Below are 14,355 nucleotides of genomic sequence, written 5' to 3'. Positions count from 1 at the left end.
TCCTTAATATACATATGATAACTTGATATATATTAGGAGCAGCCCCCGGTAATGGTTACCTATGGACTGCTCCCTGATGACTTACATTTAGTATGAATGATCTGCGCGTATGGTTACAACTACTCAGTAAGTCTGGCTTCCAGCTCTGCCTTTTCTTTCTCGTAGCCCGGTTTACCGAGCAATGCGAACATATTCTTCTTGTAAGCTTCAACGCCCGGCTGATCGAACGGATTCACACCCAGCAGGTATCCGCTGATGCCGCAGGCTTTCTCGAAGAAGTACACCAGATAGCCGAAAGTATAAGGCGTCTGGTCAGGAATAGTGACGATCAGGTTCGGCACTTGGCCGTCTGTGTGCGCCAGCATGGTTCCCTGGAAGGCCTTCTTGTTCACGAAGTCCATCGTCTTGCCTGTCAGGAAGTTCAGTCCGTCCAGATCATCAGGATCAGACTCGATCGATACATGGTGCTGTACCTGTTCTACCTGGATAACCGTTTCAAAGATATTGCGGTTACCTTCTTGAATGAACTGACCCATGGAGTGCAGGTCTGTCGAGAAGTCAACGGAGGAAGGATAGATTCCTTTGTAATCCTTGCCTTCGCTTTCTCCGTAGAGCTGTTTCCACCATTCAGATACAAAGTGCAGGGACGGCTCGTAGTTCACGAGGATTTCCGTAGTCTTGCCTTTGCGGTAAAGTGCGTTACGTACTGCGGCATATTGATAGCTCTGGTTCGTAGCTACATCCGGATTGTTGAACTCATCGGCTGCAGCTGCGGCCCCTTGCATCATTTCTTCAATGTTGATTCCGGCTACAGCGATGGGCAGAAGGCCTACCGGTGTCAGAACGGAATAACGTCCGCCTACATCATCAGGAATAATGAACGACTCGTAGCCTTCTTCGTTAGCCAGCTTCTTGAGTGCGCCCTTCTCCTTGTCTGTAGTTGCGTAGATACGTTTGCGTGCTTCTTCCTTGCCGTATTTCTTCTCCAGTGCTGCACGGAAGATTCGGAAGGCAATAGCCGGTTCAGTAGTCGTACCCGATTTGGAAATTACGTTCACGGAGAAGTCTTTGCCTTCTACCAGATCAAGCAAATGCGTGATGTAGGTAGAGCTGATGTTGTTGCCGGCAAAATAAACTTCCGGAGTCTTGCGCTTGTCCTTGGACAGGTTGTTGTAGAACGAATGCGAAAGCGCCTCAATAGCTGCGCGTGCTCCCAGGTAAGATCCGCCGATACCGATAACGATCAGTACATCGGAATCACTTTGGATTTTCTTGGCAGCCTGCTGAATACGGGCGAATTCTTCCTTGTCGTACGCTGTAGGGAGATCAATCCAGCCCAGGTAATCGGAGCCGGCTCCGCTCTTGTTATGCAGCTGTTCGTGGGCCAGTTTCACCGGAGCGGCGAAATAGTCAATCTCGGTCTGGCTGAAGAAGGAAAGGGCTTTGGTGTAGTCAAAATTAATCTTCTTGGACATCGGTAATGGTAGCCTCCTGTTTATCTCTTTAGATTTGACACCGTTTGTTGCAACATTATTATCTAGGATACTTTAATTTGCCTTGACTGGCAAGGTCTTAAGGCATATCCCCGGCTTTGGAACCATGTTTATGAAAATTCCATGGAAGCGTTTACTGTCCGGAACCGGAAACCTGTTCTGTGGAACATGCCAGGACCTTCTGATAGAATGTAGACAAACTTAGTTTCTATATTATGATCTCAAAGAGCAAAGGTGGAAATGAAATGAAACAGATCGGCTTTATCGGACTCGGAACGATGGGAGCGCCTATGGCGTCTAACCTGCTGCGCAGCGGCTTTGAGGTTACGGTGTACAACCGCACAGCAGAGAAATGCAGACCTCTGGAGCAGGAAGGCGCGAAGGTTGCTGCATCTCCGCAAGCTGCGGCAGAAGGCAAGAATGTTATTATCACCATGATCAGCAATGATGATTCGATCCGGGAAGTATTCTACGGTGATAACGGTATTCTGGCTACCCTTCAGCCGGGAACCACCGTTGTGGATTCCAGCACCATCTCGCCAGGCCTCGCGAAGGAAATTGCCGTAGCCGTGGAAGAACGGGGCGGCAGCTTCCTCGATGCTCCGGTAACGGGAAGCAAACCTGCAGCCATCGAAGGCACCCTCGTCTTCATGGTTGGCGGCAGCGCCGCAGTGATTGAAGAGCACCGTGATATCTTCGACTCCATGGGCAGACTGCTGCTGCATATGGGTGCTAACGGCAGCGGTGCCGTAGCCAAGCTCGCTCACAATGCCATGGTCGGCATTCATAATGTCGCCCTCGCCGAAGGCTTCTCCATCGCCGTGAAATCAGGTGTTCCCGCAGACAAGTTCCTCGAGCTGGTGAAGAACGGATCGGCAGGCAGCAAGCAGGCTGAGCTGAAGGGACAGAAGATTATTGATAATGATTTCAGCAACCAGTTCTCCCTTGCTCTGATGCTCAAGGATCTCAAGCTGGCATCCTCGCTCAGCGATTCTACCGGCGTACCTTCGCCTATGCTTGGTGTCGCCAAGAGTATGTTCCAGGCGGGCTTCAATCACGGCTACGGGGATGAAGACCTGTCTGCTGTGGTGAAATCTTACGAAGACTGGATCGGCCAGAAGATCGGCGGCAAGGCTGACCAGAAATAATAAACCATACTCAATCAACAATTCCTGCAGGCGCAGCCGGATTTCAGGCTGCGCCTTTTAGCTGCAAATTTAAAATACACTAAGTGCAGGGCTCGCCCTCTCTTAGGTTCGTTCTCCCTAGTTACAGCTTATGTAATTATCCGATTGCAGCCTAAAAATCCCACTTCTCTGCACCTCTGAGAGCTCAACAACAACAAACATACGTTCTTATGTAATGGTAACAAATTTCCGGTTATATGGCAACACTCTCCTCATTTACCTCAATTGATATGGGACTAGCCGAATACGCCAATACCTCACTTATAACGTTGTGTAACTTGGATTTGGGCCGATTCAATGAGGAGAATGTTGTATTCTGGGCGGAATTTTAACAAAATCACCTTGAACTATAGGCAGTCTATGACATGACCCGCGCCATTTCAATCATTATCTGCACACAAAGAAATCCCCCGGCAGCCTAAAGCTCCCGGAGGATTTCTACATTTCTATACTTTTAAATTACACAATCGGGTAAGAACAGCAATAATCAGTTAATGCGAAGACTTCCAGCGCAAACTTGGAGTTGCCGGGAACATGGAACGTTTCTGTTCCGTCGATGTCTTTCCACACGTCAGTACCGGGAAGCAGTACTTTAAGATTGCCGGAGAGGATTTCCATCGTCTCTGGACCTTCTGTGCCGAATTCATACACTCCAGGCAGCATAATACCGAGTGTCACCTTAGTACCGTTCTCTAAAGTAACTGTACGGCTGGTAACTTTTCCGTCGTAATAGATATTCGCTGCTTTTTGAATTGTCGCGCCCGTAAACTGACTCATATGCTTATTCTCCCCTTTATGGTTAATCCGTCTATTATAGCAGGGCTTTCACGCGGCTGACTACATTTTCCACGGTGAAGCCATACTCTCTGATTACTGTGTCGCCAGGGGCGGAAGCGCCGAAGGTAGTGATACCCAGGATGTCGCCTTGATCGCCTGTATAACGTTCCCAGCCGAAGGTTTGCGCCATTTCAATCGCCAGACGGGCTTTCACTTCAGGCAGAATTACGGAATCACGGTAAGCCTTGTCCTGTTTCTCGAACAGATCCCAGCTCGGCAAGCTGATTACACGGACATCAATGCCTTCTTCGGCAAGAGCAGCCTGAGCCTTAACAGCCAGCTGTACTTCAGAGCCTGTAGCAATGATCTGTGCCTGCGGGGTACCATTCTTGGAATCAGAAACTACATAGCCGCCGCGTTTGATGTTCTCGCGAACGCCGTCCACAGTTCCCGGCAGGATCGGCAGGTTCTGACGGGTCAGTACCAGCGCTACCGGATTGGCTGTGTTCTCCATAGCATAAGCCCAAGCTGCCGAAGTTTCGTTGCCGTCAGCCGGACGAAGCACGGTAAGGCCTGGAATGATACGCAGGGACGCAAGCTGTTCAATCGGCTCATGGGTAGGACCGTCTTCACCGACAGCGATACTGTCATGTGTAAGCACGTAGGTTACCGGCAGCTTCATGATGGAAGCCAGACGGACAGCCGGGCGCAGGTAATCTGTGAATACGAAGAACGTACCGCCGAATACTTTGAGCCCGCTGTGCAGTGCAATCCCGTTCATAGCCGCAGCCATACCGAATTCGCGGACGCCGAAATAGATATTGCGGCCGTCATACGATTCAGAAGTGAACTGGGACAGACCGTTCAAGTGAGTCATTGTCGAGCTCTCAAGGTCAGCAGAACCTCCGACCAGCTGCGGGATACCGGCAGTCAAACCGTTCAGCGCATTACCGGAAGCGACACGGGTGGATACTGCTTTGTCTTCTGCTTTGTAGAATGGAAGATTGGCATCCCAGCCTGCTGGAAGCTCACCGTTCAGTGCAGTTTCGAGCTGTGCAGCAAGCTCAGGGTAAGCTTGTTTGTAAGCTGCAAATTTCTCATCCCATGCTTTGTTAGCTGCGATCCCTTTGGCTTTCACTTCTGCAAAGCTGGCGCGTACTTCGTCCGGAACAAAGAAATCTTCTTCATATACCCACTTGTAGAAGTCCTTCGTAAGCTTCGCTTCATCAGCACCCAACGGGGAGCCGTGAGTACCACCATGGCCGCCTTTACCTTGTTTGTTCGGGCTGCCGTAGCCGATAACGGTCTTCACTTCGATCAATGTTGGTTTGCTGCTGTCTGCTTGAGCTTCAGCAAGAGCCTTACCGAGTGCAGGAAGATCGTTGCCGTCTTCTACGCGCAGAACCTGCCAGCCGTAAGCTTCGAAACGTTTGGCCACATTCTCGGAGAACGCGAGGTTCAGCTTGCCGTCGAGGGAAATATCATTGGAATCATACATTACAATCAGTTTGCCCAGCTTCAAATGGCCGGCAAGCGAAGCGGACTCGGAAGAGATCCCTTCCATCAAGTCGCCATCGCCACAGATCGCATACGTATAATGGTCGATTACATTATGTTCGTCTTTATTGTAAGTAGCACCCAGCTGCGCTTCAGCCATCGCCATACCTACAGCCATACCGATACCTTGTCCAAGCGGACCGGTTGTCGCGTCTACACCTGCAGTGTGGCCGAACTCCGGATGTCCCGGTGTCAAGCTGCCCCATTGGCGGAACTGCTTCAATTCTTCCATTGGCAGATCATAGCCGCTCAGGTGGAGCAGGCTGTAGAGCAGCATGGAGCCATGTCCGGCGGACAATACAAAACGGTCACGGTTTACCCAAGTCGGGTGATCCGGGTTATGATTCATCGTCTTGGCGAACAGCTGGTATCCCATGGGTGCGGAACCCATTGGCATGCCGGGATGTCCGGAATTCGCTTTTTCAATCGCATCAATAGCAAGTGTACGGATCGTAGTGATGGCCAGGTTGTCCACCGTCGAGTTTTCTTCTTTATGAATGGCTTGATCTTTTTTTGCTTGTTCAGTCATTAAAATAATCCTCCTCAAATCAAGAATGTCATTTTGACTATTATTGTATCACGTAAGTGGAAGCATTTCCAATTGTTTTTGCTACAGCTTATAGTTAGCGGCTTCTGCCAGGTCTATGCACTCTACCACCAGCTTCGCAGAGTTTCGGAAGGGTTGGGGAGGATGCAATACTGGGATGGAGGAACTTAGCCTTAAGTCTAGTTTCTATCTAAGACTAAAGTTTGTTTTACAAAGCTGATTTATACAGTAAGATGGAAGTACCTCAGCAATATTTTTTACCGGATTATCCATTACTTCCAGCAGAAAGGGATTTCGAAGATGACTGCAAATAGAGATATCTATGTTGTGCTTACCGGAACGGGTACGGCCTTCAGCGGAATTATTAAATGGTTCACCAAAGCAGAGCTGAATCATGCTTCGATCGCCTTTGACAGTGAACTGCGCGAGGTCTACAGCTTCGGGAGAAAAAGAGTGCACAATCCGTTTATCGCCGGACTGATCCATGAGAACTTTATCCATCCGTTCTACAGCAGTGCAGACTGTGCCATCTATCAGCTTAGAGTCAGTGCCGAAGAGTATGACACCATGTACAACCATGTCCAAGGTATGATGCAGAATCAGGAGCGCTATAAATATCATCTGCTCGGCCTGGTGGGTGTGCTGCTGAATATCCGGATCGACAGGGAGGATGCTTTTTTCTGCTCACAATTTGTAGCCTCTGTATTTGAAGAAACGGCCGTGCATCCGGTGGCCAAGCCCTCCTGCTTCGTAACTCCGGAGGATTTCGCCTCGTCCCTGTGTGCCCACAAGATATTCAGCGGCAAACTTTCCTATTATATGCGCCGTAATAATCGTGTGGCTCTCCTCACATCCAGCTTACATACCACCAGTTCACCCGTTCCGGGGGCGGTTGCCGCACGAATGCTCCGCTTAAACGAAGAACGGACTGAGGGGATCGTCTGAACGATCTCCCTCCGCCCGTAGGATGCTGCGTGATATGAACAGATAAGAATAAGATACCGGTAGCTGAGTGACTAAGTTCCGTTATTTTACGCGATGACTCTGATAATATTCTGACCAATCCCCCAGAATGGTTACCGTAACTGAATCGACTTTGGTGGTGAATTCATTAGTCGCGGTAAAAGTGAACGTAACCGGACCATCCGGCAGCTGTTCAAACGACGGGTCTGCCAATTCGCCTGTCCACTTGGTCTTGTCACTTCCGGTCGGACTCAGCTGCGCTGTATACCCTCCGCTCATTGTAACCTGAACGGTATCCGGCAATCCGGTTGCCGTGCCCTGCAGCACGAATTTCTCACCCGCCCAATAAACAGTATACCCCCGCGGACTCTCCGCATTCCCGCTTTTATTCAAATTGTAAGCCTGACGGTTGCTGTTCCACTCCTCTGTGTGCTGGACAGCCCCCTTAATGCTGAGCAGATTGACCATCATATATTTGCGCGGAGACACACTGCTCCAGCCGAACCCGTCATACCCCTCAACTTCCACAGCATATTTCTCATTCTCAGCAAGCATGCCGGAAGGAACCTTCCACTGCTTAGCGCCGGATACCTGTTCACCGGACTGGGCCTTTACCGCCCCGCTTGCCAGATTAATAATACGTACTTTGAAGCGTTGCTGCACATCGCCGTCTTCATCCTGATAATCCCACTGAATCACAGGGGTGAGTGTACTAACAATGGTTGGACTGGATGGGCTGGTGCTGGTTGGATAAATAATATTCACAGCCGGAATCCGGTTCACGACCGTGATATTCTGCGACAGCTCCCGGTATAGTCCCAGACTGTCCGTGACGACTTGCCGCAGCGCGAAGGTTCCGTTTGACGTGAATTGCTTGGTGAAGCTCTCCTGTATGCTGGCCAACCCTTCGTTCCCGCTTGAAGGCTTAAGGAAATATTGATATTTAATACTGTCGCCCTTCGGGATATCCGCATCTGTTGCAGTGCCAGTGATCTGCAGTACATCCGTCCGGTAAATGGGTACCGCTGCTGCATTGCGGCCCGTATCCGTCATCAGGGTAAAACCGGCATGCGGCGGATTATCGATGATGAAGGCTTTTTCATTGGAGACTTCCGACCAGGAGCCTTTTGAATAAGCCCGGGCGTATAGGCTGAAGATCGCGAACCGTTCAAAGGTGGGATTAAGCACCTGATACTGACGCAATCCGCCGGTAGAATCTGTATTCTCGACTGTTTTGGCCAACTGTCCGTCTTTCGCGAAGAACTCCAGCCGGTATTTCTCCTGCGGATCGTTCTCCGGATCACTGTAGTTCCACCCAATGAGAGGATCGCCCTGCAGCTCTGCATCCAGAACAGTCGGATTTGTAACCGTACCTGCCGGAGCCGTAAGCGTGATAGCTGGAGCCTGGTTTTCAATGACATCAATCTTTAGCTTAGCCACGTTTGACTTTGCACCGATTTGATCCACTACCCAATGTTCCAGGGTGTAGGACCCTGTGTCCGGGAAATCTATATTTATATTGGCTGTGCGGTACATTGTTGTGGTTCCATCGCTGCTGGTAACCTTCCAGTAGTATTGTAAGCTGCTTGCATCCGACGAGTCTTCATCCGTATCCACACCATAGTAGGTTTTGTTGTCATATTGGTATACAACCGCTGGTCCATTGATTCCTGCCGTTGGAACATGATTCTTGACCGTAAACAACCGAGTGGCATTCGAACTCAGCAATCCATCCGATGCTGTAAGCCGCATTTCCCACCCATCAGAGATGGCCTGCTGCTGTGATATCCCGTAGTTTGAAATTAAATCACGGATCGTTATCACTGGACTCCGATTACCGCTGGTATAATAATAGCCTGAGTTATTGATCCGTGCGTTCCAGCCATAACTCAGTCTGTCCCCATCCTCGTCCGGATCGGGCGTCAAATTTTCCAGCGGAATTACCGTATCCCGGTACACTTCAGATGGCATATAGAATGCAGCTGCAGGTGGATGATTCATGACCTGCACGGTTTGGCTGTAGGGTTCTGACCAAAGCCCCCGATTATCATGGACCTGTAAGGTTAACTGGTAAGTCCCCACTCCGTAGGCGGCAATATTCGGAGGTGTAGTTGCCCCGCCCCAATGACTCCATACCTGCTGCCAGCCGTCCTTAACCACCGTCCAGCTATACACATCAAGCGGATCATTATCCGGATCAAAGGACTTGTCTGTGACCGTCGTAGACTTACGATAGGATACAATGTTGGGATCTACCGTAAAGAGTGCAACCGGTGGGAGATTCCCCCCATTGCCAACAGTACGCACACACCAGTCACTCCAAACTCCTGCTCCATTTTCTCCGTCCACATCACGCACCCGCAGCCGGATATCATATTGATCAGATGTCGGCAGCTGCGCAGGCGGTTGCCCGTCCATCCACATTTCAGATTCGGTTATTTTATACTGCCATTGCCAATCCATCAAGCCCTTGTTATACGCCTTAATATGATCAAGATCGTAGGAGCTATCTGTGATTTGGAGCCATCCCCCCGTTAGCTTCGCACTAAACAGAGCAATCGGCTTGCGGTGTACGTGAAACGTCATGGATGATAAATTATCGCGGCTCCATAGCCGGTAATCATCGAACCGATCATCACTTTTTGGATTATCTCGAGCCTGGAAGGTGGCCACATACACCCCGCTGTAGGGGAATGACTGATACTGGGAATTCCGCCATAGACCACTGTCACCAATGATCCCCATCGAATTGTCAAAAAAGTTCGGATCGTGATCATACCGGTACCTGTCTTGATACTTCGGGTCCCCTTCATAATCTGTATAGGATGTCGTGATGTCTACAGGTGTATTGATTAAGATAAAAGACTTATTCCTTAACCTATAGGACACATTTACATATAGTGTCCTCTCGTCTTTGAAGTTGTATGGATCTACGACTTTGACAGTGATCGTATGCCGTCCAGGAGGTATCCCGTCTGCCAAAACGTCTATGGGTATGGAAAATGGTTTATTATATAATGCCTGCGGAATGGTTACTTTCTTGTAGAAAACATTCGGGATCTCCGCACTGACCACCACATCGTTATTGTCCACATCGCGTACATATCCTTCAATGTTCATCCCGCTGAAGCCCGGCTCGTTAATGAGCTGCTGTTCGCTCGGAGTCGTTACGGTTAGACTTGGAGCTGAATTGATAATTAACGGCACATCGTAAAAATAACGTTGGGCGGCATTCGCCCAACCATTCATGGGAGTGTGATACCAATGACTATCTCTTGCCCATACCACAATATCTAACTTGGTAGGAAGTTCCCGATCCCATGGTACACTCACCTGACTCGTAGGTGGTCCTGATAGACTCAATGTATTATATGTTTGAGTAGCCGGGAACTCATTTACTAACCATTCCCTATAATTAACTGTAGCGCTCTTTGTTGGCGAACTAAAACTTGTGGAAATGCTCACAAATCTAGTTCTCCAGTAGTCAGAATACCAATCCTTATTTGACGATTTCATTATAATTGGTGAATCCAGAACGACGTCATATTCAAAGTTAAGAGTTGTTAGGTCAAATCGGACATTTTTTAGAGTAAGACTTGGCATATCAAGAGTTACATCTCCGATTTCCCCCATATATGGTTCCCAATACCTAGTATCGCTAAATGCCTCTACATGTATGTCGATATAGTTAATTACATTGGGATCACCCGCAGCAGCTACCCGCACCTTTCCCGGAAAAGCTTCAGGACAGGTTAGAAGCAATAACACAGCAGCCATGAATATTGAGAGTACCTTGTTAAATTTCTGCATATTCTTTCCTTTCTACCATGACCAATCCACATCTGGTGCCTGATTTTTAACCTTAAAGATTCGTTCAATAGCATTCTGTGTGATGTCTGAGTTGTTCGATTGGCGATCATCCTGGGTAACAAATTCATCAATCGTGGGCTGACCAAATTCTTCAAATACGGTGAGCCTTACCTGGTACTGCCCAACATCCCGCACTTTAAAATTGAGATGATCTAAATTCTCGTTACTAAAGATGACCCAGCTCTCATCTGCAAAATTCCCGTTGTTATTCGAATCGTAGCGATATTCCCATAGCCTCCGGGCCACAATATCCTTATCCGGAGAATAGGACATGTCATCGATAGAGATCGTCGCCTGATTGCCATCTGCAGGGTTACGATACGCAGAGCCAGGAAGTGTGAAGTAAGCAAAGGGCTTCTCATCCGGTACAATATCAAACGACACTTCGCTATTCGCAGACAGCCCCAGGGTATTCTCGACATAGATTGTTGCTTTATATCTGCCGGGCTTTTTAAACAGTACATCTTTACTTGGCACGTCATTCAGCGACCCGCTGTATTTAATGTCTGCGTTGGTACAGCCAGAAACGGCAGTGATGGTGATTTTAGTTTTAGAATCTACCAACGGGTAATGTGTAGGGCTGCTGCTATAACTGCGGATAATGACCTTCCGGTTCTGTTTTAAGGTTCCTTCAGCGTAAATAGATGCATTCGGGACCGGCTCAATGACCGTAATTTCAGTACTGGTGCTCCCGGCCATTGAATCATCATCCAAAACCGTGAGTGCCAGCGACTGCTCACCTAAGTGCTCTTTATCGTACCAAAGGGTCCCCCGCGGCCGATTTGTCAATTCTCCTATAGCATTCGGCGTGTCCCAATAATAGCTTTTGATAAAGCCATCCGTATCGTAGGAGCCTGCGCCGCTGGCTTCAAATTCTTGTCCTGCCTTAATCGTCTTTGGTGCTGAGATAAGGGCAATCGGCGGCTTCAGCTCTCGCGGAGGATTCGGAGGAGAAGTTGGTCCTGGAAAATCCCCGCCTGGAGGAGTTGGAGTTGTATACACTCCGGCTTTCACGGTGTAGGACTCCTTCAATGAAGTGATGGTTCCCGTTTTGGTTACAACGGGTTTCTTGAACCTCACGACTATACTTAATTCGTATTCCTGTGTGATACTAGGTGCCTTCACTTTTGACTTTTGAATCGTAAAATCTATTTTCTTTGAGGACGTAAGGGTTTTAGAATAATCCTTTAGCGTTTTCAGTGTGCTGTCATTGCCTTTTTCTTTGGCATAAAACACCCATTCCTCGATGTTAGACGAATCTTTATATGCCAACAGCTCCCCTTTTAGGTTAATTTGTACCGGCACGTCTTTATCCTCGAACTTTGCCGGATTGGGTGAAGGCTTTTCGAGGATTGCTGCACCGGTTAGAGTTGGTTCATCGGGGAGGCCGTAGTCGAAGGTTACCGAACCGGCATAGCTATATGAGGTTACCTTGGCATTGGCTGTGAAGTAATAAGGCAATGTGACGTAATACAAACGTCCTTCTACCCATTGCCCTTTTTCAAAGCTATCCGATACTTCTTCAAAAGTATACTTACTTGACGGTACCGTGTACGTAATAACAAACTTCCCATTTTTGGTACCAACCTTTCCTGCATCATCTTCCAGAGATAGTGCATTAAGTTGGATGCTTGACTGTATAACGCTACTATAAGGAACAGTATCAACTCCATTCTTGTACCAGTTCGCTTGCCCCGGGTCCACAGGAATCGATTTGGTAGTGACTACTCTGTTAGGTGGACCTCCAGATGGGGTTGATGAATCTTGAGCATTGACATTATAGTTTTTATTTACATCAAGTTTTTCATCGTAATCATTAATTTGCCATCTTCGACCATCCGCATAACGCCATATAGAATTACCAGGAGTAGTTTTAAAATTTCTAGAATAAGTACGGTCTTTACCTTCAACCTTAAAGGTTTCAACTTTCTCGTTTCCCTTTAACGTAAGCTTTATTTTCCCGTTCTCAACGACAATTTCACCGATAACACTGTTATTACCAGAATATTTAAAAGTTCCCGTCTTAATTGCTGAACTACTTACTCCGCTGGGGAGATCCAAATAGAAGGTTTTGGCGCTGTTGTCTGATCCGACTAACCCTATTGAAACAGGAATACTTACTGATCCCAACTTTGTATCAGCAGCTTGTACAGCGGAATTCGTGAAAAAAGGGAGTAGGAGGAGTATGCACAGCGCTACAATATATATTTTCTTCACGGCTCTACCTACTCTACTGCTCGTTTGACGATGTATTTTTCTGTGAATTGACCCTTGTTATCTACCCAAATCACAAAGGTTTTAAAATTCTCATCGTATGAAAATGCTTGATAGGTTGATAACTTTTTTCCGGGTTCAAGTTTCCATACCCACAAAGCATCCTTGCTGTTCAATTTGTTGGCACTACTTTGTGGCATAACTGTCAAAGCATCTTTCCCGAAATACAGACGCCATTTTTCGCTTAAATCCTTAGATGAAAACTGTACAACTGTCTTGCTATTGTTCGTAATAGTTATTTTTGTCCAAATAAAATATTTTCGTTCAACATTGTACCCATACTTCTTAATCAGCGCTTGTGCATCCTTGGACTTTGCATCATAAATCATAATCTTCTCCAGCGTATAACTAAGTCCCCCAGCCTCAACTGTTACCGGAAGCTCTACATCCTTCACCAACCCATATTTCGAAAGATTATCCCTCATAATCGGAGCCGCCGTCGGTTTTGCAGCTGTTGCACTGGCAGGCCCAACTTGACCTGCAATTACACCGGCTAACAATGTTGTTGCCAGTAAAACTTTTACAGCTGTTCTCCCCATCATTGTTTTGCTGAGCATCGTCTTTTTCATAATCGTACTCTCCCTTAATTGTAGTAGTTGGATCAGAACCCGCCGAAGCTCATATGGCTAATGATTCAGCTTATATTCTTGAACCGCCGGCACAGTAATTGCTTCTTGTACTTTGTTTCTGGAGATCAGGGCCGGATGCTCTGTTTCAATAACTGCGATGACCGAAGGGCCCTGTATGTATTTGGTGATGCCGTAAGCAGGGTCTTCATAGAGCATGGGAAACGTATTACCCGTCGCTTCATCCACAATGTCGAACTTGACGATCTTCACTTGAGCCTGGAGCCGGCTCCCCGCTAAGGGGGATAAGCCGTCGTCCAGTCCCAGATTACTTTGCAGCGTTTGGCGGAAGGTCTCATACGCCGCAGATGGGTCAATAATCAACCTACCTTGTGCCCGCGCTGCTTCGTTCAACTCCTGTGATGCATCGTGAACCGCCATATTGTTGGCATCCTTGAGCATACTGCGCATGATGTCCCACTCCTGATTCTGAATTTGAAAAAACCAGGAGTAAATAAAGATCAGCAGGACAAACGCTAGCTTAATAATATAATCCATTGGTCAGCTTCATCCCTTAGTTAATCGAGATATTCACTCATGATCGATCCGTGCCCATAATAACGTGTCGGCTGGGAGACGCCGGAGAAATTGTAGGGAAACAGATTTACCCTTGGCGCTGTTACATACACATCTATCCGCTGCTTGCGCTCAAGAATCATTTCCGTACTGCTAGTAATTTCAATAGAGCTCTCCGGAAAACCGACAGCCTTCAGGTTCGAGATGACCTCGCCTCTCATAGAGGCTGTAACCATTCCTTCGGTTGCAGCCTTTTGCGTGATATAGGATGTGTTGGCTTTGACCTGCAAATCCAGCAGATAATCAATATACGTAAAAATCGGCTGCAGGATAATGAACAGCACCAGCCACATAAACAATGCCCGGAGGACGGTTGCCTTCAAGCGCAGCGCCTCCTTTTAATACTGTTCAACTGCTTTGACATGGGTAATGATATCATCCTGGCTGCCGCCGATAATGCTTGTTGCCCCGGCGATAAAAATCCCTGCAATCACAAAGCCAATAGCCAGAAACAGTGCGACGGAAATCGAGTCCTTCTTCATCTC

At 47.9% G+C, this 14,355-nt stretch carries 11 protein-coding genes; 2 read left to right on the top strand and 9 right to left on the bottom strand.

Annotated features, from left to right (window positions below; all coding sequences use genetic code 11):
• Positions 1-119: 119 nt before the first annotated feature.
• The gene (locus tag NSU01_RS06875) at positions 120-1,475 is read right to left on the bottom strand and encodes a glucose-6-phosphate isomerase (RefSeq protein ID WP_039296447.1); all 1,356 of its coding nucleotides are present in this window, start codon (positions 1,473-1,475) and stop codon (positions 120-122) included.
• Positions 1,476-1,738: 263 nt separating this feature from the next.
• Here NSU01_RS06875 and NSU01_RS06870 point away from each other — a divergent pair, with 263 nt between their 5' ends.
• On the top strand, positions 1,739-2,641 hold the full coding sequence (locus NSU01_RS06870) for an NAD(P)-dependent oxidoreductase (protein ID WP_076242389.1): 903 nt from the start codon (positions 1,739-1,741) through the stop codon (positions 2,639-2,641).
• A 498-nt stretch (positions 2,642-3,139) separates the two neighbouring features.
• On the opposite strand, the gene NSU01_RS06865 is transcribed toward NSU01_RS06870, so the two are convergent.
• Both NSU01_RS06865 and tkt read right to left on the bottom strand, forming a co-directional pair.
• Positions 3,140-3,457: a pyrimidine/purine nucleoside phosphorylase gene (locus NSU01_RS06865; RefSeq protein ID WP_039296439.1), complete on the bottom strand. Its 318-nt coding sequence runs from the start codon at positions 3,455-3,457 to the stop codon at positions 3,140-3,142.
• A 34-nt stretch (positions 3,458-3,491) separates the two neighbouring features.
• Entirely contained in the window at positions 3,492-5,543 is a 2,052-nt protein-coding gene (tkt, locus tag NSU01_RS06860; RefSeq protein ID WP_076242388.1) for a transketolase, read from the bottom strand.
• Positions 5,544-5,861: 318 nt separating this feature from the next.
• Here tkt and NSU01_RS06855 point away from each other — a divergent pair, with 318 nt between their 5' ends.
• The gene (locus tag NSU01_RS06855; protein ID WP_042134351.1) at positions 5,862-6,506 is read left to right on the top strand and encodes a hypothetical protein; all 645 of its coding nucleotides are present in this window, start codon (positions 5,862-5,864) and stop codon (positions 6,504-6,506) included.
• A gap of 81 nt (positions 6,507-6,587) precedes the next feature.
• Here NSU01_RS06855 and NSU01_RS06850 read toward each other — a convergent pair whose 3' ends face one another.
• The 6 genes from NSU01_RS06850 to NSU01_RS06825 form a co-directional block, all read right to left on the bottom strand.
• Positions 6,588-9,773 (bottom strand): hypothetical protein, encoded by a 3,186-nt coding sequence (locus NSU01_RS06850; protein WP_076242387.1) that lies wholly within the window; start codon positions 9,771-9,773, stop codon positions 6,588-6,590.
• A gap of 573 nt (positions 9,774-10,346) precedes the next feature.
• Positions 10,347-12,611 carry a hypothetical protein gene (locus NSU01_RS06845; protein WP_076242386.1) on the bottom strand — a complete coding sequence of 755 codons (2,265 nt, stop codon included), beginning with the start codon at positions 12,609-12,611 and terminating at the stop codon, positions 10,347-10,349.
• Positions 12,612-12,619: 8 nt separating this feature from the next.
• Entirely contained in the window at positions 12,620-13,237 is a 618-nt protein-coding gene (locus NSU01_RS06840) for a hypothetical protein (protein ID WP_076242385.1), read from the bottom strand.
• Positions 13,238-13,294: 57 nt separating this feature from the next.
• Complete coding sequence (locus tag NSU01_RS06835; protein WP_042134344.1) at positions 13,295-13,792, bottom strand: hypothetical protein; 498 nt, start codon at positions 13,790-13,792, stop codon at positions 13,295-13,297.
• 20 nt (positions 13,793-13,812) lie between these two features.
• The gene (locus tag NSU01_RS06830) at positions 13,813-14,193 is read right to left on the bottom strand and encodes a hypothetical protein (protein WP_039296416.1); all 381 of its coding nucleotides are present in this window, start codon (positions 14,191-14,193) and stop codon (positions 13,813-13,815) included.
• A gap of 15 nt (positions 14,194-14,208) precedes the next feature.
• The gene (locus NSU01_RS06825; RefSeq protein ID WP_156118554.1) at positions 14,209-14,352 is read right to left on the bottom strand and encodes a hypothetical protein; all 144 of its coding nucleotides are present in this window, start codon (positions 14,350-14,352) and stop codon (positions 14,209-14,211) included.
• Positions 14,353-14,355: the final 3 nt, after the last annotated feature.

Origin of the sequence: Paenibacillus sp. FSL H8-0259 (assembly GCF_037963255.1) — a bacterium.
GTDB classification, from domain to species: Bacteria; Bacillota; Bacilli; order Paenibacillales; family Paenibacillaceae; genus Paenibacillus_AQ; species Paenibacillus_AQ phytohabitans.
Note: the sequence above shows the minus strand (reverse complement) of the source record. Positions and strands in the feature narration are given on the sequence as shown.

Bases quoted from the DNA above. Each gene is read 5' to 3' on its own strand.
- NSU01_RS06875 (WP_039296447.1), bottom strand. From the start codon at position 1,475: ATGTCCAAGAAGATTAATTTTGACTACACCAAAGCCCTTTCCTTCTTC.
- NSU01_RS06870 (WP_076242389.1), top strand. From the start codon at position 1,739: ATGAAACAGATCGGCTTTATCGGACTCGGAACGATGGGAGCGCCTATG.
- NSU01_RS06865 (WP_039296439.1), bottom strand. From the start codon at position 3,457: ATGAGTCAGTTTACGGGCGCGACAATTCAAAAAGCAGCGAATATCTAT.
- tkt (WP_076242388.1), bottom strand. From the start codon at position 5,543: ATGACTGAACAAGCAAAAAAAGATCAAGCCATTCATAAAGAAGAAAAC.
- NSU01_RS06855 (WP_042134351.1), top strand. From the start codon at position 5,862: ATGACTGCAAATAGAGATATCTATGTTGTGCTTACCGGAACGGGTACG.
- NSU01_RS06850 (WP_076242387.1), bottom strand. From the start codon at position 9,773: ATGAATGGTTGGGCGAATGCCGCCCAACGTTATTTTTACGATGTGCCG.
- NSU01_RS06840 (WP_076242385.1), bottom strand. From the start codon at position 13,237: ATGAAAAAGACGATGCTCAGCAAAACAATGATGGGGAGAACAGCTGTA.
- NSU01_RS06835 (WP_042134344.1), bottom strand. From the start codon at position 13,792: ATGGATTATATTATTAAGCTAGCGTTTGTCCTGCTGATCTTTATTTAC.
- NSU01_RS06825 (WP_156118554.1), bottom strand. From the start codon at position 14,352: ATGAAGAAGGACTCGATTTCCGTCGCACTGTTTCTGGCTATTGGCTTT.